The organism is Acinetobacter sp. WCHAc010052 (genome assembly GCF_002165295.2).
GTDB classification, from domain to species: Bacteria; Pseudomonadota; Gammaproteobacteria; order Pseudomonadales; family Moraxellaceae; genus Acinetobacter; species Acinetobacter chinensis.
Genome location: NZ_CP032143.1, coordinates 3,183,439 through 3,204,598, shown reverse-complemented (window position 1 = coordinate 3,204,598; position 21,160 = coordinate 3,183,439). Strand labels below are relative to the sequence as shown.

Annotated in this window: 12 protein-coding genes; 4 read left to right on the top strand and 8 right to left on the bottom strand. The window is 44.7% G+C overall.

All coding sequences use genetic code 11. The annotated features are described in order from the left end of the window. Positions 1–320: 320 nt before the first annotated feature. The 7 genes from CDG61_RS15630 to CDG61_RS15600 all read right to left on the bottom strand — a co-directional run bounded on the left by CDG61_RS15630 (position 321) and on the right by CDG61_RS15600 (position 8,894). A complete protein-coding gene (locus CDG61_RS15630; RefSeq protein WP_087550425.1) occupies positions 321–1,403 on the bottom strand; it encodes a patatin-like phospholipase family protein in 1,083 nt (360 codons plus the stop codon). Between the two features lie 114 nt (positions 1,404–1,517). Next, the gene (locus CDG61_RS15625; protein ID WP_087550426.1) at positions 1,518–2,618 is read right to left on the bottom strand and encodes a hypothetical protein; all 1,101 of its coding nucleotides are present in this window, start codon (positions 2,616–2,618) and stop codon (positions 1,518–1,520) included. 65 nt (positions 2,619–2,683) lie between these two features. Next, positions 2,684–4,192, bottom strand: a complete 1,509-nt coding sequence (locus tag CDG61_RS15620) for a hypothetical protein (RefSeq protein ID WP_087550427.1) — start codon at positions 4,190–4,192, stop codon at positions 2,684–2,686. A 561-nt stretch (positions 4,193–4,753) separates the two neighbouring features. After that, positions 4,754–6,373: an ABC1 kinase family protein gene (locus tag CDG61_RS15615; RefSeq protein WP_087550428.1), complete on the bottom strand. Its 1,620-nt coding sequence runs from the start codon at positions 6,371–6,373 to the stop codon at positions 4,754–4,756. Positions 6,374–6,381: 8 nt separating this feature from the next. Continuing rightward, positions 6,382–7,047, bottom strand: a complete 666-nt coding sequence (locus CDG61_RS15610; protein ID WP_087550429.1) for a ubiquinone biosynthesis accessory factor UbiJ — start codon at positions 7,045–7,047, stop codon at positions 6,382–6,384. A 43-nt stretch (positions 7,048–7,090) separates the two neighbouring features. Beyond that, entirely contained in the window at positions 7,091–8,035 is a 945-nt protein-coding gene (gene ubiE, locus CDG61_RS15605; protein WP_087550430.1) for a bifunctional demethylmenaquinone methyltransferase/2-methoxy-6-polyprenyl-1,4-benzoquinol methylase UbiE, read from the bottom strand. Between the two features lie 151 nt (positions 8,036–8,186). Then, complete coding sequence (locus CDG61_RS15600) at positions 8,187–8,894, bottom strand: FFLEELY motif protein (RefSeq protein ID WP_087550431.1); 708 nt, start codon at positions 8,892–8,894, stop codon at positions 8,187–8,189. Between the two features lie 199 nt (positions 8,895–9,093). Between CDG61_RS15600 and CDG61_RS15595 the strand changes: the two genes are divergently transcribed. Further along, positions 9,094–10,512 (top strand): phosphate--AMP phosphotransferase, encoded by a 1,419-nt coding sequence (locus CDG61_RS15595; protein WP_087550634.1) that lies wholly within the window; start codon positions 9,094–9,096, stop codon positions 10,510–10,512. Between the two features lie 615 nt (positions 10,513–11,127). Here the strand turns inward: CDG61_RS15595 and CDG61_RS15590 are convergent. Further along, positions 11,128–11,640: a hypothetical protein gene (locus tag CDG61_RS15590; RefSeq protein ID WP_087550432.1), complete on the bottom strand. Its 513-nt coding sequence runs from the start codon at positions 11,638–11,640 to the stop codon at positions 11,128–11,130. A gap of 179 nt (positions 11,641–11,819) precedes the next feature. Between CDG61_RS15590 and CDG61_RS15585 the strand changes: the two genes are divergently transcribed. Genes CDG61_RS15585 through recD form a run of 3 tightly spaced genes read left to right on the top strand, consistent with a single transcriptional unit; the run spans position 11,820 to position 21,038 of the window. Then, positions 11,820–15,500, top strand: coding sequence for an exodeoxyribonuclease V subunit gamma (locus CDG61_RS15585; RefSeq protein WP_087550433.1), 3,681 nt, complete (start codon positions 11,820–11,822; stop codon positions 15,498–15,500). 2 nt (positions 15,501–15,502) lie between these two features. Next, the gene (locus CDG61_RS15580; protein ID WP_087550434.1) at positions 15,503–19,234 is read left to right on the top strand and encodes a UvrD-helicase domain-containing protein; all 3,732 of its coding nucleotides are present in this window, start codon (positions 15,503–15,505) and stop codon (positions 19,232–19,234) included. 28 nt (positions 19,235–19,262) lie between these two features. Then, entirely contained in the window at positions 19,263–21,038 is a 1,776-nt protein-coding gene (recD, locus tag CDG61_RS15575; RefSeq protein ID WP_416240692.1) for an exodeoxyribonuclease V subunit alpha, read from the top strand. The last annotated feature ends 122 nt before the right edge of the window (positions 21,039–21,160 follow it).

The window sequence follows — 21,160 nt, the reverse complement described above, 5'->3', positions numbered from 1 at the left end:
TTTTAAATTTAGCAAATTAAACAGCTTAAGCAAGTTATAAATGTATGGAAAATTTTTAATTCTCGTTCAGCCTAATGTTACAGAGTCATGCTGATCAGTTAATATTTTTTGAATCTTTCCTGTGGAACTGTTCCTCACCTTTTTTTAAAGAGAGATGAGTAGCTTAGCTACGTAAGATTAATAAAAATCAATTTCTTACAGGAGGTTCCTCTCTTTCTCCTTGAACTATACATGGCTCAGAGCTGGGAGGGGTTTCAGGGATTTTCCAGTCATTTTGCTTAACTGATGGATCTCTTCTTCACAGGGGACTTTTCAGTAATTTATAAATCCACCATCACATCTGCAAAACTCTGTTTTTCTACCAGTTCCAGAAACTCATCACCCATACGCTGACTTTCAGCTACAGACTGTCGCCATAATTTCTTACGCTCACTGTCTGATAAGCCTTTCATAACAAAGTCTTTACGGTCAGGTAAACGTCCTAAAGGCAATGATTCCAGATATTCCGCAGACGGTGAAACGAGTAAAGTCCGTGCCTGATTTTCAGGATTGGCTTTGCGGGATTTGAACATTTTATCGAACCAGCCAGGGGTGATACTGTCGGTGAAATGTGGGTACAGCACAATCCCTTTACTGTTGAAAGGCAAGTCGATGTGATAGTCAATCAGACCGCCATCACGGTATGCGCCTTGTGGTGCATCGGTAATATTTTTCACCGCCGGGGTGACACCTGGAATTGAACCTGAAGCCATGAGCCAGTCGGCAACATTGTTGGTATTAAAATTGACATAATGGGTTTTAAAGGCATCGTCCTGAATTTTAAACTGTGGGAAATGTTCAGGCTGACAGATCACCCGTTGCATAAATTTATTGAGGTGATTACGTGAAACAGCATTACTGCCAATGATGCCCAAAAGTGAGCTGTATAAGGCAAGCTTCTGATCACTCTGGAAAATATGCTCTGCCTTGGCAGCGATAATCGCAAGGTGATAATCAGGATGAGTGACCAGTTTTTCGGACTGATCGCCTAATATCCCATGTAACATATCACGTGATATTTTCTCAATATCAGCGATTTTCATGCCTTTATTAAAGGGCAGATTGATATACAGTTCTGCCAGTTGTTCTGCGCCTTTTTTTTCACCTTGTGCAATAAGACTTGCAAAACGCCATGCACCTACAGATGAGCCAATCAGGTAACGGCGCTGTTTTTCACGTTGCAGAAAATCACCGAAAATGGCTTGGTCCAGACCCATTAAACCAATGCCTTTGGGACCACCTGCCGCACCAGGAATGATGTCAACATGATGTGCTTGCAGTCCTTCGTTCTGAATGAGTTGTCTGGCAAGTGTGCCGGCCTGGATATTTAATGCAGCCGGGCGTTTTTGTAGAATCTGGGTCATGGGTTCACTCACTCAAACGGATAGGGCTATTTTAGTGCTGAGGGAGTGATGGACAATGGCGAGAGGTGTCAGTGGGTGACTTGAGAGTCACCCTGGATGCTGAGCAGGAGATGTTTAGAAACCGTGAAAAGTGATCCCCAGGGATGCCAGTCCATATCTACGGTCCAGACGTGAAGCTGTGACGCCATTATATAAAAATGGAATATTCCCTGTGAAATTATGCTGGTACAGTTCACCCTGGAAAAATCCGGTCAACTGTGGGCTGAAGTCATAACTCATTTTTGCTGCAAAAGTATGATTGTTGCTGATTGGGCTGCTGCCGAAAGAACTGACCCGATCATCTATATCTTTGCGCCACAGGTGTTGATACTGATAAGCCAGTTGAGATTCAAATGCTCTGTAGCGCCAGCTCCATGATCCTCCAAAATGAGCAAACCAGGCTTCATAGTTGAGGTCTTTCTGGATATCAATACCATATTCAGTGGCATTGCCGGAAATATTCATTTTGGTCATCAGCATGTTATCGATCTGGCAGGGGCGGGCAAGCTGTCCGTAATAGCGGTTATCTGAGTGAATGGCGATATTCATCAGGCAGCCACGGGACTGAGTCTGGATATCGAGACGGTTCACTTTTACTTTACTGTAACCACTTCCAGCAAACAGATTCAGCTGGTTCATGTGATCAATTTTGTGTGAAAATATACCATCCAGCTGGAACTGAATATCTTCAGGCTGACTGACCTGAACCTGTTCATAATTACGCTGATTGATACGGGTTGGCGTTGATTTGTTCAGCTCATTTGCCTGATTTCCCCATATACCTGCACGTAAAGAGAGACTGCTTTTTTTACTCAGATTCAGTTCAGGTTTATAGCGAACAGCGAGCAGCATACTGTCAATATTGTTGGTGTCAGAAGCAAAATCTATTTTTCTTTTCCAGTATTCAGCATCTACAGACCATTGTGGATGGAACTGATAATTTGCCGCAAGGTGGAAGCCCTGATAGTCACCGGTACTGCTGTCACTCAGTCCTTCACTTTGCCTGAAGTCCGCAAAATCAATAGTATCGTTCACAGCATCCAAACTGGCTGTCAGATGCAGTCTGGGTTGCTGGTCGGTAGTGAAGCTGGATAAAAGAAATGGATCAGAAGGAGCTGCCTGTAATACAGACATGCAGGTATAACCTGCCAGCAGAGTCAATACAAAACGTTTCATAAGAAAGGCGTGGGAATTGGAGAGGGAGAGGGAAAGTCAGCCCTAAGGCTGACTCTGGAGAACAATCAGTTCAGTTTTAAGTAACCCGTTACACTTGCACCTGTAAAGCCACCAAATGTTCCAGTGCCAAGCCCTAGTGACGGATCAATTACATAGGTGATAGGAAGTACATAAGCTGTTGTTGCAATCACATCGCCAACAGCCAACTGGTTAAAGTACTGGTTGTAATAACCTTGCAGTGTTGGGGTATTGCTGATGATGCTGTACAGGGAAACTGCACCTGCCTGAATTTCAAGAGGCTTATCGTTCAGCATGACAAATTCAGTTTGCTGTATACCTTTAAGGCTGGACTGAAGTGTGATGACCGCATCCTTAGGTACTGTTGCACTGATAATGTCACCAGCAGTATTGAAGGTGATACGTAGATTACTGATACTGATATCCATGTTTTCAGTCAGGGAGCCACGTGTTGCAACAACTTTAAAGCCAAGTTTAATGGTGTCGGTTAATTCTGACTTGGTGTTGTCCAGTTTGAATTTAGCAGACAGAGCAGCCTGCAGACCACCAAGATCAATGTTGAGTGGTGCCGCAGCAGTTGAAGACTTAATGTCAGCCAAAGAGTAATGACCTAAGGAAAAATCACTGTAAACAGGGGTTTTCAGGTTTTCTTTAATTTCATTGAGTTTGGCCTGATCAGCAACTAAAGCGGACTGAAGGTCTGCACCTGTACCATTGGCAGTAACACTTTGTATAATATCTGAGACAGTGGTGATATTTGTCTGAATCTGATCTGTTACAGAGGTATCAATTGCTGTAGATGGATCTGCAATCACGGTTTCAGCAGTGCTGACTGCACTGTCGACAATATTTGCAAGGACAGTCGTCTGAAGATCACCGTTGGCATTAAACAGAGCAGTATTCTGGTTTTTCAGAATACTGACAATGGATTCAAATGCAATTTTAGTTGCGGCATCCTGTGTCAGTGCTGTAGAGCCATCACCTTTGCTGACAGCCTGTAAACTGTCTTCAATCTGGGTTGCCAGTTGCTGTAATACAAAAACGGCTGCCATTTCTTTTGCAGTACCCGCTGTTACTGGATCAAATGTGCTGATATTTGCTGCTGTGACAGAGGTGATACCCAGGTTGTTCAGTATCGTCTGTAAATCTGCTGAGCCCAGGTAGTATTCAAGTGAAGTCAGAGGACTTGCAACGAGTTTGCCTGATGCGAAATTCTGAAGATCTGTTTTTTTAACTTTCAGCGTTCCAGTAAAAGCCTGACCAGTAACAATATCTGTGCCGCCACGTATTGTCAGTGCTGAACTGGTACAGTTTGCAAGAGTTGTGAAAGAGAAAGTACCTTGAGCGCCTGTAGTAGTACTTACGCCATTACAGTCATCAAAGGTAACGGTTGAACCATTCAGATAAAAGTCAACAGCGACCCCGGATACTGTTTTAGGTGTAAACGGTGTTGATGGATTTGAGCTGCCACCACCACCGCCGCCACCACAAGCAGTGATTAATGAGCCTATAGCGATTGCTAATACAGAATGTTTGATTGTTTGATAGCGAGACATATTGATTTATTCCCCAATAAAAAAGTAATTAAATAATTTTAATCACTTATATCAAAAAAAAATTATTATTAAAGTAAGGTTTATTTTTATTTTAAAAAAATGAATTTTTTGTTTTATTGTATTTGATTAATTTTTTTATTTTAAATTTTTGTTATAATTATTATATTGTTTTTAAAAAGGATTTATTGTTCGATTTGATTTTTTAAAAATGTCAATAAATGTGAAAATTATAGCAAATAGTAAATTGTTAGTTGTTGAAATTAAACAATAAATACCAAAAACCAGGTATTTAAATTTTAAAATAAATAATGGTTTTTATTTATCTTTGTGTTGCTTGTCTTATATTTAACTTAAATATAACCAAAACCAGGGATATGTATTTTTTATTTATTGTGTTAAAGGTTTGTATTTGGGTTGAATAATAATTTTTTTAATATTTATGTGAATTTTATTTTTATGAGGATAATAAAATATCTGGCTAAAGTGATTTCAGTATCATTTATTTTACTGTGAGTTAAAAAAAGAGAGCCTGAGCTCTCTTTTTAATTTGAATATGTGGCTTTACTTTGCAACCCGCCAGACGGCTAAAACACTTGCCAGTACAATCAGCACAATTGAGATATACCACGGCGCAATAATGGCAATGGATAATAAAATCGCCATGATAGAACCGAACATCCAGCTGCGTTTCTGTTGATGTTCAACCTCCAGGCGCATCATCTGTAATTCATGCAGTTGCTTTGAATGCCATGCGGACTGATTTTTCAGACCATTTAAACTGTCAATCATCAGCATTGGTAAATCCTGAGCACCTAAAAGCAGATCAGGGATTTTTTGTCCTAATTCTTTTAAATTCTTCTGCGGATTCATCTGTGCTTTGACCCATTCGGTCAGAATCGGCTTTGCCAGGCTCCAGATATCCAGATCAGGATAAAGGTCTGTGCCTAAACCTTCCACATGTACCAGTGTTTTGAGTAATAACATCAGCTGTGGCGGAATTTCCAGATGGAAACGACGGGCAATATCCATGACCTGAATCAGAATCCCTGCAAAGTCCAGTTCGTGCATCGGTTTAGACACCATTGGTCCAACTGTGCGGCGCATTTCACGGGCGAGGGCATCCTGATCTGTGCCTGGTGGAATCCAGCCTGCCTGATGCACGATCTGAATCAGCTGCATAAAGTCGCTGTTCATCACCGCAAGCAACATACGGGCAACGGTCATCTGATCTGACTTGGACAACTCACCCATAATTGCACAGTCAAGGGCAATATAACGAGGTTTGCTTGGATTCAGCGTTTCAACAAAGACATTTCCTGGATGCATGTCTGCATGGAAAAAGTTGTCACGAAACACCTGGGTAAAGAAAATCGTTAAACCTTTTTCAGCCAGATCTTTGCGATCCATGCCCAGTTTTTCAAAGGTTTCAATGTCTGAAATCGGCACACCTGTGATGCGTTCAGCCACCATCACATCTTTGCTGTCCATATACACTTCAGGCACATACATCATGCTTGAGCCTGTGAAGTAATGGCGCATACGGCGTGTATTATCCGCTTCTAAGGTCAGATCCAGTTCATTTAAAATGACCTGGCGATAGTTCTCGATAATTTCTGAAATATGCACAGCTCGTGCCGCTTCAAGACGCTTCTCTAAACTTGTGCCTAGCCATCTTAGAATTTCAAAATCCTGCAGAATCTGATTGCGGATATCAGGTCGGGTGACTTTCACCACGACTTCACGACCATCATGCAAGGCCGCTGTATGAACCTGAGCAATTGAAGCCGCAGCCAGAGGTGCATCATCAAAACGGGTGAATAATGTGTTGATGCTGGCTTTAAGCGATTCTTCAATACGGGTTTTGGCAACATCTGAACCGAAAGGTTTAACGCGATCCTGAAGTAAAACCAGTTGCTGTAACATTTCAGGTGGAATCAGATCACGGCGTGTTGAAAGCAATTGCCCCAGTTTGATTGCCAGAGGTCCCATTTCCTCTAAAGCTTCTTTGAGCTTCAGTGGGTTTTTACGCTCTTTGCTTGACCATGCAGCAGGGTGCATGCGAATAATTGACAAGGCGTGGCGAGCTTTTTCAGGTAATTCTTCCGCAGGAACCAATGTATCGAGTCTATAGTGAGCAGCAATGCGCCACAGTTCGAGTAATCGGGAAATATGCGGAATCATAAATGGTCTTACCTGGATTGTTCAGAACTGAGTTGACTTTGAAGCTGTAGAATTTTTGCTTCAAGCCGATCAATATTCTGGTTAAGAGAACGTGTATCGTGCTGTAAATCATCCATTTGCCAGCGCGGTGCAAATAAACCTGTATCTTCTTTTAGAAAATCTTCGGCAAAAAATAAATGACTTTGTAATGAGCGTTTGATCAGTTTAGGTGCAAGCTGAATTTTACCGATTTCATGTGCAAGCGCTGGGCCGATCCATGGACTTAAATGCGAGGCTAAATCAGGTTCAGCCTGCTGGATAATCCGCTGGATATCCTGTAACAGATGATAATCACCTTGCAGGGGAATATTGCCAATATCATCGGCAACAAACAGTTTGGCAAGTTCAACCACACTTTTGACATGTAAAGTCGCAGTTGCTTCCGAAACTGCAGTGGTCTGATCAAAAGGGCGCTGTTCAAAAACAGATGGTGTATCACTTTTGCCTGTCACAGTCGGTTCAAGACGAACTTTATGTTCATCAAAAAACACATCCACAGACAATTGTGGTGAGTCAATCACCACACGCAGCAGTTTACCCTGTAACTGATTGAACTGGATGCGGGTGATTGCATCCAGATTGATAAATTGATTGATGAGTCGTTCAACTGCACCAAGTGCCAGAATGGACCACATAATTCAACCTTTACTGTTCATATTGTTCAGTGGACTGTAGCAATTACAGTTTAAAACCGCGGTGTACTGCTACGATGCCACCGGTGAGGTTGTGGTAATCGCAGTTTTTAAAACCTGCATTTTCCATCATGTCTTTTAAGGTGCGCTGATCCGGGTGCATACGGATAGATTCTGCTAAGTATTTATAACTTTCAGCGTCATTGGCAATAATTTTACCCATGATTGGTAATGCTGTGAATGAGTACAGATCGTACAGTTTGGAGAATGGCTCGAAGACCGGTTTTGAAAATTCAAGAACCAGTAAGCGACCACCTGGCTTCAGCACACGGTACATGGCAGCCAGTGCTGCATCTTTGTCAGTCACGTTACGCAGGCCAAAACTGATGGTCAGAAGATCAAAACTGTTGTCTTCAAATGGCTCTAAAGTTTCAGCATTTGCCAGTACAAAATCGACATTGGTACAGCCTGCATCAATCAGACGGTCACGGCCGACATTAAGCATGGATTCATTAATATCAGACAGAACCACATGACCAGTAGGACCGACTTCACGGCTGAATACTTTGGCTAAGTCGCCCGTACCGCCTGCAATATCGAGGACACGCTGACCACGGCGTACACCGGACATATTGATCGCAAAACGCTTCCATAAACGGTGAATACCGAAAGACATCAGGTCATTCATGATGTCGTATTTGGCTGCAACAGAGTGGAAAACTTCAGCCACTTTCTGGGCTTTATCTTCACTGCTGACAGTTTGATAGCCAAAGTGTGTGGTTGCGCCGACATTGCCGGTATTTGCACCACGAGGAAGGTTATATTTCGGAACAGTATCTGAAACAGGTGTATCTGTCAGCTGTTGCTGTAATGTCTGCTGTTGACCCTGAGCAACACCCTGCGGTAATGGCTCAGTCAGAAATGGACTCACTTTGTCTGTTTTTTCTGCCGTTGCTGCTGTTGCATCTGGCTGCTGGTTTTCATTCGACATTCGAGTCACTCCTGAACACAAAAATAGTCAATCTTGCAGTGTTTTGCATGATGACAGATTCTACGGATTTTTACAGTCATCATCATGCAGTTGTGATGAAAAATATACCGAAAATATGCTGGGACATCATGCGGATCTGCCACCGACCTTATCATATTTCAAAAGGATTTGTTTTTCCTGCATGTACATTTTCTACAATTGTACGTTCTTTGGCTGTAAATTCCTGAATAAACTTTGCTGCCGATTTCATCGGTTTCATTGCCACAAAGCCTTCACCAATAAAGTCATACATCAGCTCAAACTTATATTTTGCTGCAGTCCCTTTACACATTTTAAATGCAGTGTGCATGATGAATGAGCGCATGTATTTATCCAGCGCTGTGCCGAGGTCATCTAGCAGATTCAGCTGTTCCAGACGGGCATCTTTCTGATCAAGCTGAATCAGGGTCTGGAGCATCATTTCATCGTCAATGGGTTGATCTGTCGGATAGTTTTTTAACAGCTGGGCAGCAACCTGTTCATCCAGCCGCATGGCAAGTACAGCCAGTCCGACCGATTTCAGTCCGGTTTTAATGGCATTTTCAGGAATGATTTTTTCAGCCTTGTGGGCATATTTCAGTAAGCGCTCAATCTGAAGGGAAAGCTCATCGAACTCGGGACCACCGTACAGGCGGTTAATAAAGTATTTTGCCATCAGCTGGTATTCAGGTTTACTGAACATTTCCTGATGGGTTTTCTGAATGCGCTGTTTCAGCCAGTCCTGAGCTTCATGCAGACGTTTTTCCAGGACAGGATCTGAGTGATAGCTGAGTTGCTTGTATTGTTCCAGCAGTTGATCCAGTGCTGCAAGTTTGGACATATTTAAACCCGATGATTCATCTTTTGAAAAGCATAATGGCAGTTTAACGGCACTGCTATGACAGTAGAACTGAAACCATACTGAAATATGGTCAGTCCTGGGGGAGGATTATTACAGAATGATGTACATAATTGATATGGCGGGTACGGCGGAAATCACTATACTGAACTGATCAGATAACATAAGAGAAGTGATGGGCATGCTCGAACAACAATTACAGTTTTCAGTCCGTGAAGAAGATGAACTTTCGGTTGATCTGATAGAAGCACAGTATGCACTTAAAAATACCCGGGATAAGAATAATGCAAAAAGCCTGGTCATACTGGTCAGTGGCATTGAGCTTGCCGGTAAGGGAGAAGCCGTCAAGCAGTTAAGGGAATGGGTTGACCCGCGTTATTTAAGAGTGAAAGCAGACCCTGCTCATTTATTTACAAACAAACAGACATTCTGGCAGCCTTATACGCGTTTTATACCCGCTGAAGGTCAGATACAGGTGTTTTTTGGCAACTGGTACAGTGATCTGATGGCAACCGCGATGCATGTGTCCAGACCGCTGGATGACAGTATGTTTGATGCCTATATTGAAAATATGAGAGCTTTTGAACAGGATCTAAAAAATAACCATGTTGATGTAATAAAAATCTGGTTTGATCTGCCGTGGAAGAGCCTGCAGAAGCGTCTGGATGATATGGATGGCTCAGAACAGAAATGGCATAAACTTTTTGGACTGGACTGGCGCACTAAAAAACAGTACGACACCGTGCAGAAACTCAGACAGCGTTTTACCGAAGACTGGTTTGTGATTGACTGTGAGGATGAAACTGTACGTGATCAGCAGTTTGCACAGTATATTCTGCAAGCCTTGAAACAGTTGCCAAAACATAAAGCGAGTGTAAGAACCCGATGGAAACAGGCGGCTGTTCCTGAAACTTTACTTCATCCATCTACCGAAGTTCTGGTAGAGGATGATTATAAGGCAGAACTGAAAAAACTGACCCGTAAGGTATCGGATGCACTGCGTAATGATTCACGTAACGTCGTGGTTGCTTTTGAGGGTATGGATGCTGCAGGAAAGGGTGGTGCAATCAAACGCATTGTGAAAAAACTGGATCCCCGTGAATATGAAATTCATACCATTGCTGCGCCTGAGCAGTATGAGTTACGTCGTCCGTATCTGTGGCGTTTCTGGACGAAACTGACGGAAACCAATGAAATTACGATCTTTGACCGTAGCTGGTATGGTCGTGTTCTGGTTGAGCGGATTGAGGATTTTGCGAAACCTGCCGAATGGCAAAGGGCTTATGATGAAATTAACCGATTTGAAAAAGACCTGACGGATAATCAGACGGTGGTGATCAAATTATGGCTTGCGATCAGTAAGGATGAGCAGGAAGCGCGTTTTAAAGCCCGTGAAGAAACGCCACATAAGCGTTTTAAAATCACCCCTGATGACTGGCGTAACCGTGGGCGCTGGGATGATTATTTAAATGCAGCTGCAGATATGTTTGAACGGACCAGTACTGAGTATGCACCGTGGCATGTGATTGCAACCAATGACAAATACTCGGCGCGTATTCAGGTGCTTAAGGCGATATTGAAGCAGTTGAATGCAGATTGATGGTATTTGAGTCCGAGTAATACTCCTCCCTTTGAAAAAGGGAGGAGTGATGTTAGTAAAGTAACTGGTGTTACGTACTTCAAAAGAACAGCATTGTTTTAAAGCTTAATTGGCGGAGTCTTACATCAAAAGTTTTGATTCAGGGATTAGCCTTCCGCTGGACTTACTTTTCTTTCGGGAAAATGAGCAGTGAAACTGCGCAAGGAAACCATCTTGCGAAGCTTCGCTTCTCACCGCAGAACTCGCCAGCTACCATCAAAATATGGAATACATCGCAGAAACATTTATAGTCAAAAGTAGTCCTGCCTCAGACAGATACGGATGACGTTATCGCGTATCCATTTTTTCTGGATTTTAAATATGCATTTGATGTTACTGCATAACATCAGTTAAATAAGACTATTGGGTAAATTGTTAAAAATCTTTCCTCTTGCGGAGTCAAACTCCTCATCCCAAAGAGAGAAGGTACTTTCATTGTGAATTAGAGAATGATTGTAATTCGATTTATTGCAAAAACTTTATTGTTGATAAGACTGGTTTAGTTAAAATCGGGAATGCATAAAAAAGAGCATCAGATTATGAGTCCGATGCTCTAAGCGACTAAGAATATTCAGATTAGGAATACTTCACTACACTCGCATTTTGTTTCTGCTGAATGTTTTTTGCCAGTTTATAGCATTCTTCCACATGCGCTTCAGCGACTTTCTTCATCACAATATAGCCCAGACTGGCTGCAATGATCGAACCACCAAGCGGAATGAATTTGGTTACCTGTTTGGTAATGACTTTGGCAGCAACATTATTTAAAGATGATTTGACAGCTGTACGTGCCACCACTAAGCCTGAAAATTCAAAGCCACGTTTGCGCAGTTCATTCCAGTGGATTTTTTTGGTTGCAGGGTCATACACACTGATCTGATCCGGTGCCAGACCAAAGCGGGCATTAATTTCCGGAATTAAGAAAGACAACATTCCGACATCAATCACAACATCAAAAAACGGTACAGGAATCACTGCAGCACCTGCAGAAACATAGGAACGTTTTTTGACCAAGCCTAGACATTCCTGACGGATCTGTTCCAGGTTTAGATTGGGGTCAATGTTGTCTGGAATCTTATCAATTTTCATAGAAGCACTACCTGATTTCAGGCTCTGGGCAGGAAATTGCTGAAATTATTTTTTATGCCCAGACCTGGTAAGTTGTTCGAAATGTTGCTGTAAAAATGCCACAGTCCCATTAAGATGTACAGTAGCCAAAGTTTATGTTTTGTGCACGGTTGATGAAATAAAAAGGTAGGAACAGAAGAATGGGAATTCATGTCATTCAGAGTCAGCGACTGGATGTGTTGCTGGAGGGTGTGTTTAAAAGTCGTATTAAACCATCCAGACATGCATTTTCTGTATTAAAGGCGCAGCATTTTATTGTGCCTGGTCCTGCGGTGCAGGAGTGGCTGACGCTGAAGATTTCAGAACATCAGGGGGTTAGTGCCAATACACTGTTTCATCAACGCATCCGTGGTTTTCAATGGTATGCCTACCAGCAGGTATTAAGTAATAAGGACAAAGTCCGTAAAGCCAATATTCCCCGACTGGTGATGAAGTGGCGGATTTATCAGACACTGAAAGCATTTATTGAAACTGAACATAATCTGCTGGCAGAAAATCATCCCTTATTTTCTATCGTACAACGGATTTATGATGCCGCTGCTGAGCTGACAGATCCCGTACAGAAGCAACTGAAAAAACAGAGCATGCTCTATTGGGTGGCTGAACGGGTTTCGGTTCTTTTCAGTAATTACATGCTGTATCGGGGGGAGTGTCAGCAGAACTGCCAGCAGGGCTGTAAATGCAGTGGCAACTGGCTGGTGCAATGGGGACAGGGAAAAGCGCTGAATCTGGAACAGCAGTTTTTTAAAACCCGGGATGAAGTCTCTGCTTTTACGTTCAGTCAGGCACAGCAGCTGGAAGAATGGCAACGCTGGCTGTGGCAGCATACTTTTCATGAAGACTTTGTGGAAATGCAGAGTATTGATGCAGATTTCTGGCAGATCATGGACAATGCTGTTCTCCGGGAAGAAGCACTGTCAAAACTGCCTGCCCAGGTAACCGTATTTACACTGCTTGATCTGCCTCCTGCGCAGCTGAATTTTCTGCGCAGACTGGGACAGCATATTGATATTGTGATTCTGCACTATAACCCTTCACAGGAGTACTGGGCAGACAGTGTCGATCCCAACTGGAAGAAACAGTACGATCTGAGAGTCAAAGAGCGGTTTATTGCCAGGCATCCGGAAGCCACAGATGAAGATATCCAGAAATTCTTTGATGAATTTACCTTAAATTTCAATGCCGAAATCCGTGAGTCCAGACACCCTTTGCTGACCCGTTTCGGCAAGCAGGCACGGGATCACTTTTCCTTGCTGTCCAGTCTGTCATCAGGGGATGAGGGACAGTGGGTTGATGCCTTTGTGGATGAAGTGCCAAAGAGCTTACTGACAAAAATTCAGTCCGATATTCTGTATCTGGCTGAACCTGAACAGCATGCGTATCTGCTCGAACAGGATGATGATTCGGTGCAGATTCATGTCTGTCATTCGGCACTAAGGCAACTGGAAGTACTGCGTGATCAGCTGATTCAGTGGCTATCCCAAAGCACCGCAGAACAGCCCCGCCGCCCGTCAGATGTACTGGTGCTGGTACCTGATATCAAGCAGGTTGAATCCTTAATCCGCAGTGTCTTTCCGCATGTGTCGAAACAGAACAGCATTTATCTGCCGATTAAAATAGCAGGAGTGACGCAGCTGGATGCCAATAATGCCTGGCGTGCGGTGCTCGGCAGAATTCAGCTGGTGCAGGGGCGATTCAGTACTGAGGATTTTGCAGACTGGCTGAATCTGAATGCAGTTTTATTGCGTTATGAACTCGATCTGAACAGTACCGCCAGAATGATGGAACTGCTGATTCAGGCAGGATTTAAACGCGGACTGGATGAACAGCATCTGGCAGAGCAGCTCAGTGAAAATGACAGGGACTATCGTTTCAGTCTGAAATTTTCACTGGATCGGCTGGTGCTGGGAGTTGCTGTGCCTGAACATGCCATGTTTGGAACCACCTTAAGTTTTTCACAGGTGCTGCCTGGGGACTTTGAGCTGGTCAGTAAACTGATTCAGATTTATCAGGATTTTGCTTTGCGTCGTCACTGGATGACCGCACATGAGAAAAAATCTGCAGGCTCAGAGATCGGTGTGGAAAAGTGGCTGGTGATTCTGACCCGTGAAATTGAAGAATTTGAACAGTATGGAGTCGAATCACTGACTGTGGTGAAAAAGATTCTGAAAAAGCATGACACCATGCTGTCACTGGCTTATCGGAATGAACAGGATGCAGACAGATCCAGTGAACTGAGACGACTCAATTTACCATTGCCATATCTGCTCACAGAAATTCAGAATACCCTGGACAATCAGTTTGATCAGGCTGTGCCTACCGGACAGATCACTTTCAGTCAGATTGGTCAGATCCGTCCGGTTCCTTATTCACTGGTGGTGCTGTTGAATATGGACAGCGGTAAGTTTCCTGACCGTAATCAGAATCTGCCTTTTGATCTGATGGCACTGCTTAAACCACAGCTGGGTGACCGCTCCCGCCTTGAAGATGATCAGGGTGCATTTCTGGATGCACTCCTGCTGGCAAAGCAGAGTTTCTGGATGTTCTATAACGGTTTTGATGTCAGTGATGGCGAAGTCAGAGAACCTTCAAGTGTGGTGCAGGAGCTGATCACTCACATGGCACTGATTTCCAGCACCTCTGACAGCTCAGCTGAAGTTGCAGAAACTGCCACAATGATCAGGCTGCATGAGATAGAAATCCCTGCTCAGTTAAAGTCTCTGTACCATGTGCATACCTTACAGCCTTTCGATCCTGTCGGTTATGAGCTGTCTGAAAACACCCGTTATCAGGATCAGTGGTTTCAGGTGGCAACACGGCTGCATCAGCAGAATGTACAGAACAGCAGACAGGGGTGGGTAAACAGCGCATATCCGCTGGAACAGGATTCAACCGTTGTACTGGATGCCGGTCAGTGGATTCAGGATATGATTTTCCCTGCTCGTCTGTACTTAAAGACCCTCGGTGTTGCCAATCTGCAGCCTGAAGATATTCCTGAAGATAATGAACCGCTGGTGCTGGATGGACTGGGGCGTTATGTCATTCGGGATTATTTAAAAAAGCAGGGTGAACAGCCTGTGCATCCTGATCTGCTGATGGATCGTTTACCTGTTGGAAAAGTTCAGCACAGTGCCTGGCAGATCAGTCTGGCGGAACAGGACAGCCTGAAAAAAAGACTGTCCCGATATGCAGAAGAAGAGACGCCTGTCACGCAGAAACAGTGGCGGATTCAACCTGATCTGATCATCAGCCTGACTGTCCCTGAACAGAAAGCAGAGCAGTGGGTCAGTCTGGATGCTTCCAGTGGTCGGGCAAAACGGCGGGCAAAAGTCTGGCTTGAATATCTGCTTTGGCTGGCTTATGCAGGTCTGAATGATGAGGAATCTGTCCACCTGAAGCGGATCGCGGTATTCAGTGATGTCACTCTGATCAATACAGGACTGAGTTCAGCTCAGGCACGCGACTGTCTGCAGGGCTGGTTCAAAGCCTTTGCGTATGGACAGACTCAGCCCCTGGTTCTGCCTGCTGCTTTATTAATGAAACCTGCAGAAAAAGCAAAAGAACTGGAATGGCTGGTGGATGAATTCGGACACGCAGTTCCTGAGCTTCGGGGAGATCTGCTGAAAGAGTGGAATGGAGATGCTGCCCGTTTCAGCAGTGCATTTTCAATTGAAGACAACGAAGCGACAAAATTTCATCGTGACTGGCAGTTTATTTTACAGGAACAGGATACAACAGCTTTGCTGGAGCATTGCTGTGATCTGTTTGCTCATGAGCTGTATCAACCGATTTACCAGTATCAGTCTGTAGAGGAAGCATAAGCATGACTCAGAAACTTTCCTCATCGCAGGTTTCCACACAGCCTATTGAAGATATGTACTTTACCGGACTGCACTGGATTGAAGCATCGGCAGGTTCTGGAAAGACGTATACGCTTTCAAGCCTGATGGTGCGTATCTTACTGGAAAAATATCTGCCGGCTCAGGTCATTGCAACGACATTTACCCGTAAAGCGGCAGCGGAGCTGAAAAGCCGTATCCGTGCCAGGGCAGTGGACACACTGGCTTATCTGGATCAGTGCCGGGAGTTGACTGAACAGGACATTCAGCGCAAAGCGGAAAATGAAAAAGATCCGTTATTTGCAACAGTTTTAAAAGGCTTTTCAGGCCGTATTGCCTACGCCTGTGAACGTCTGAAACTGGTGATTGATCAGCTGGATGAACTGTTTGTAGGAACACTGGACAGCTTCAGTCAGAAACTGCTGCGGGAATTTGCTTTTGAAAGCGGGAAAATTGAACGTGCAGAAATAACGGATGATGCCCGTCGTTACAGTTTTCTGCTGATTCATGATGTATTACGTGAATGGATACAGCAGCAGCCTCAGCCTGTTATTGATTATCTGCTGTTGAATAAAAAGCTGAAATCGCAGGAAGCGTATGTCTCTGTTGTGGAAAGCAGTCTGAATTTTTCCTCAGCAAAATTTCAGGAAGTGGCGCAGCCTGATATTCAGCTGGAAGCATTTTCAGCACAGATGACAGCATTCAGCCAGCTTGATCTGGCACAGCTTACTTCACTGTCAGCATATTATCTGGCAGAAGGTGAATATCATGGCATTGTGGCAAAAAAATGGCGTGATCATGCAAAACTGCAGCGTTTACTGACGGAAAAACTCCCTGCCTTTATCTCAGGGATTCAGCAACAGGGAGCTTATGCACTGTATGCACCCGAATATGCAGAAACGCTGAAACAGCTGACAGACCTGCTGAAAAAACCACTGAACAAATGCCCTGAAAATGTTCTGGCAGACTTTGAACAGCATCCTGTGATTCAGGCTGTGCGGGTGTTTATAGAGGAACTGAACAGGCTGACAGTTGACCTTGAACTGCTGGACAGCTATCTGAAGTTTCATCTGGCGACTGAGGTCAGAAAGCGTTTGCCACAGGTACTTCAGCAGAAAGGTGAAACCACTTTTGCTCAGCAGATCAGGACACTGGCAGATGCTTTGCAGGAGGAAGGTGGTCAACGTTTTGCAGCACATATTCATGCCCGATATCCCCTGATTCTGGTCGATGAATTTCAGGACACCAATCAGGATCAGGATAATTTGCTGGCACAGGTCTGGCGGAATCCTGCACGGGTTAAGCTGGGCTGCATGATCATGGTTGGAGACCGTAAACAGGCTATTTATGGTTTCCGTGGTGGGGACATGCTGACCTTTCTGAAAGCCCAGACAGACGTATCAGGGCAGAGTGGTCGGACGTATAACCTGATCTATAACCATCGTTCAGTCAAACCGCTGGTTGAAGTGGTCGATGCACTGTTTCAGCAGCAACCGGACTTTGGTGAGCAGGTGATCTACAGCCCTGTACAGGCGGGCAGCAGACCACATCCAGACCTGGTCGATGAACAGCAGATCAACCCATCGCCGCTTCGCTGGATACAGCTGGAAGATAAAAGTAAAGAAGCTGAACAGGTGGCGTGGAAAGTCTGTCAGCTGTTGAATCAGGGTGTGGATGGCAGTCTGTTTTTTTCAGAGAATGGCATCCAGCGACCTGTCTGTGAAAATGATATTGCCATCCTGTGCAAAGGACATCGAGGGCTGGATCAGGCGCAGTCTGCGCTGGAATACATGGGTATACGCACTTCCCGACCATCCAGAAAAAGTGTGTTCAGCAGCATGGTGGCAAAAGACACAGGTGCTGTGCTGACCGCGATTATGTTTCCTTATGATGAGCCAAAGGTGAAACGGGCGTTATTAAGCCGTTTATGTGGATTTAATCTTCAGACTTTAATGGAACTTGAAGCACTTCCGGACGGACTGAGCCGTTATATGGAACAGTTTGATCTGATCAGGGAAATGTGGCTGAATCAGGGTTTTCTGACCGCATGGCACTATTGCCTGGATCAGTTCAGTGTCTGGCAGAACCTCGTCAGCAGTTTCAGTCGGGATAATGAGCGTGCGGTGGTCAATTTAAGACATCTGAATGAAGTGCTCAGTCAGCACAGCGAACAGTATCAGGGGGCACAGAATCTGTATCACTGGTATTTAAAACAGCTGACTTCTCCGATGGAACGTGAATGGGAAATGGAGCGTCGTCTGTCCAGTGAAGCCGGAGTTCAGCTGATGACGATTCATCAGTCCAAAGGGCTTGAGTTCAGAATAGTCTTTCTGCTTGAGGCAGACAAAGCGTTCAGAGAACGTGATAAACCTCTGAATTTTTCTACCATTGAACAGCTCAATGAGCGGACTGGAAAGATGGAACAGCAGCGGGTTGTGGCTGTCAATGACAAACATCTGGTTGAACAGGCAGCAGTGACTCAGCATGAAGAACGGGCACTGGCAGAGCATCATCGGATCTGGTATGTCGCACTGACCCGTGCCAGCTATCGGGTTTATGCCATGCTGAGTGATGACAAAGGAAAGTCGACAGGCGGTCTGGCTTACTGGCGGGGACAGGCCGAACAGATTTTTCAGCATCAGGGCAGTGTGATGGAGCCTCTGATGATGGAGCGTCCAGTCCGTAAAATGGTGCAGGAAAGTCCGGTTCAGCGTGATCTTCAGGCACAGGTCTTTCCTGACCAGCGTTTTTATGCCAAAGCGAAAACCAGCTTCAGTGCTCTGGCACAGCACCTGACCCGGCAGCAGATTCAGGATGCACTGGCAGTTGCAGAGTTATCCATCGGTGGGGCTGAAGACGAGCCGGTTTATGTGCCTGAAACGGAAGATGCTTTAGAACAGGATCAACCCGTTTCGTGGATCAAGGCAAATTTTCCAATGGGTACGGTTGCAGGAAACTTTCTGCATGAAATTTTTGAACACATTCAATTTGCAGACAGCAGCGAGTGGCTGCTTGAAATTCACAGGCGCTTTAAAAATGATTATTCCATTTTGCTGAAAGAAGTAACTGCGCGTTATCAGGCAGATTTTCCAGAGCAGGAACAGTCAGAAAATATTCTGTTGAGCTGGATTGCTGAATGGTTACAGCAGGTGATGGATACACCTTTGCAGGGCAGTTTTCATCTGGGACAGCTGAAGCCGGATCAATATCTGTCAGAATTTCCATTTCAGATGGCACTGGCAGACCGTGTCCCAGCTGTGAAACGGATTCACCAGTTATTTGCAGATGAAGGTATTGTGATGCCTGAATTTAATGCTGCAAATGCTGCACGTTATTTACAGGGTTCAATTGACCTTGTTTTTCATGATGGACAGCAGTATCACATTGCCGATTATAAAAGTAATTTTTTAGGAAAAGATCAGCAGCAGTACAGGACAGAAGCCATTCAGGAAAGTATGAGTTTTGCCAGCTACTGGCTGCAGGCAGCGGTTTATCTGGTTGCACTGCATCGTTATCTGAAGGTGCAGCTGGATGATTATGAGATTGACCGTGACCTGGGCGGAGCCAGCTATCTGTATCTCAGGGGAATGAACGGGCAGGCTCAGCAGGGATATGTTTACTGGCGTCCATCTTCGGAGTTTATTTTAAGACTGGATGCACTGCTGGGACATCTGACGGTTCAGGCGGACACTGTTCTGCTGCACGAAACCGTATAAAACTGTGGATAACTTTGAGGATAACCATGTGGAAACTTTGAGCATAACTTCACAGCCCGATACAGAAAACCAGGTGGATGAATGGATTCAGCAATGGAGCAGTTATATCCTGGGCGCACCCTATAATACTGAACCCGTTTCAGACAGTGCAAAACAGCTGGTTCAGCAGCTGTTGCTGGCTGCACAGCAGGGGGACAGCTGTCTTCTGGTCAATCAACACCAGGTCATGACACTGGGACAGATGGTGCAGAACAGTGCCTATGCAGAAAACAGTGTGATTCCGTTTGTCCATGATGGTGAGCGACTGTATCTATACCGTTACTGGTCTCTGGAGCAGCAGCTTTCAGATCAGGTTTTACGCTTAAAGCAACAGACACTTGAAGCGGTCAATATTGAAGCCTATCGGGAACTGCTGACAGATCCATTTCAGCGACAGGCTTTGCAGATGAGTGTAACGCAGTCACTGAATATCATTACGGGAGGACCAGGTACAGGTAAAACCTATACACTTGCCCGTATTATTGCCGTGCTTAATCAGGCACAGCCCGGACTGAGAATTGCGCTGGCAGCACCGACAGGTAAAGCCGCCCAGCGTATGAAAGAAGCACTGCAGAATTCATTGAATGATCCGAAGCTGACAGAACTGGCATCAGATGAACTGAAACAGCTGACACCAGTCACGATTCACCGTTTGCTTGGACTGGGAACGGGACAGAAGCCAAGATATCACGCCCGACAACCATTGCCTTACGATGTCATTGTGGTTGATGAAGCCTCCATGCTGGATCTGAGTCTGGCGCAGATGCTGCTGGCAGCTGTCTCCGGTCAGGCACGGCTAATATTACTGGGAGATGCCAATCAGCTGGCATCTGTCGATGTTGGAACTGTACTGGCAGATTTGCAGCAGGTGACGGCACTGGCTGAGAACAGAGTGCATCTGGTCAACAGCCGTCGGTTTGGGCAGGATGCCTTGATTGGAAAAATGGCTGCCTTTATTCAGCAGCAGGCAGAACAGCCGGATGCAGATGTACTGAAAGCATTTTCTGAGCAGATCGCTTTGCCAGACATCATACAGCCCGTCGCACTGTCGAAGGATATGCAGGATGTTGTGCAGCTTGAATATCTTCCTTCGCACAGACAGACACCCGCAGAGTGGTCTGAATGCTATGATCGTCTGATGTATGGTTACAGTACTTATGCAGACATACTCAGCAGCTATGTGAAAGCGGATCATGATGAAAGCATGTTACAGCAGATAGTGACCGTTTTTGATGACTACCGGATTCTGACAGCCATCCGTCATGGTGAGTCGGGCGTACATCAGCTGAATCTACAGATAACAAAAAGACTGCTGGAGAGACCGGTCATCGCGGCATCAGTGCAAGGTGACTGGTTTACGGGACGTCCGGTCATGATGACCTACAATGATTATCAGCTGGGGCTGTCCAATGGTGATATTGGCATCTGTCTGAACAGAATCAGAAATGGCAGTACACAGTTTGAGGTGTATTTCCCGAGTCTGGATAAATGGGTAGCGGTTACGCGGTTACCTAAAAATATTGAAACGGCATTTGCACTGACGATTCATAAGTCACAGGGTTCTGAATTCAGGCACACCGCGGTGGTACTGGATGGAAATGCAACAAAACTGCTGAGCAGAGAGCTACTGTATACTGCGATTACACGGGCAAAAAATACAGTCACACTATTGGTGAATGCAGATTCATTTGTACAGGCATTGAGTGTTCAGACTTGCAGGAATAGTGGATTATTAGCAAAAGTTAATCAAAAACTAAATTGTTAAAGAATTATTAATAATACTGGGCTTTGTACGAAATGGCTTACATTAATTCAAGAGATTTGCGCATAGAGCTTACGGGGACTTTTTGAGAAGATGACCCTACAAATTGCTCAACAAGGAATGTT

Bases quoted from the DNA above. Each gene is read 5' to 3' on its own strand.
- CDG61_RS15580 (WP_087550434.1), top strand. From the start codon at position 15,503: ATGACTCAGAAACTTTCCTCATCGCAGGTTTCCACACAGCCTATTGAA.
- CDG61_RS15600 (WP_087550431.1), bottom strand. From the start codon at position 8,894: ATGTCCAAACTTGCAGCACTGGATCAACTGCTGGAACAATACAAGCAA.
- CDG61_RS15585 (WP_087550433.1), top strand. From the start codon at position 11,820: ATGGGAATTCATGTCATTCAGAGTCAGCGACTGGATGTGTTGCTGGAG.
- CDG61_RS15625 (WP_087550426.1), bottom strand. From the start codon at position 2,618: ATGAAACGTTTTGTATTGACTCTGCTGGCAGGTTATACCTGCATGTCT.
- ubiE (WP_087550430.1), bottom strand. From the start codon at position 8,035: ATGTCGAATGAAAACCAGCAGCCAGATGCAACAGCAGCAACGGCAGAA.
- CDG61_RS15615 (WP_087550428.1), bottom strand. From the start codon at position 6,373: ATGATTCCGCATATTTCCCGATTACTCGAACTGTGGCGCATTGCTGCT.
- CDG61_RS15610 (WP_087550429.1), bottom strand. From the start codon at position 7,047: ATGTGGTCCATTCTGGCACTTGGTGCAGTTGAACGACTCATCAATCAA.
- CDG61_RS15590 (WP_087550432.1), bottom strand. From the start codon at position 11,640: ATGAAAATTGATAAGATTCCAGACAACATTGACCCCAATCTAAACCTG.
- CDG61_RS15630 (WP_087550425.1), bottom strand. From the start codon at position 1,403: ATGACCCAGATTCTACAAAAACGCCCGGCTGCATTAAATATCCAGGCC.
- CDG61_RS15595 (WP_087550634.1), top strand. From the start codon at position 9,094: ATGCTCGAACAACAATTACAGTTTTCAGTCCGTGAAGAAGATGAACTT.
- CDG61_RS15620 (WP_087550427.1), bottom strand. From the start codon at position 4,192: ATGTCTCGCTATCAAACAATCAAACATTCTGTATTAGCAATCGCTATA.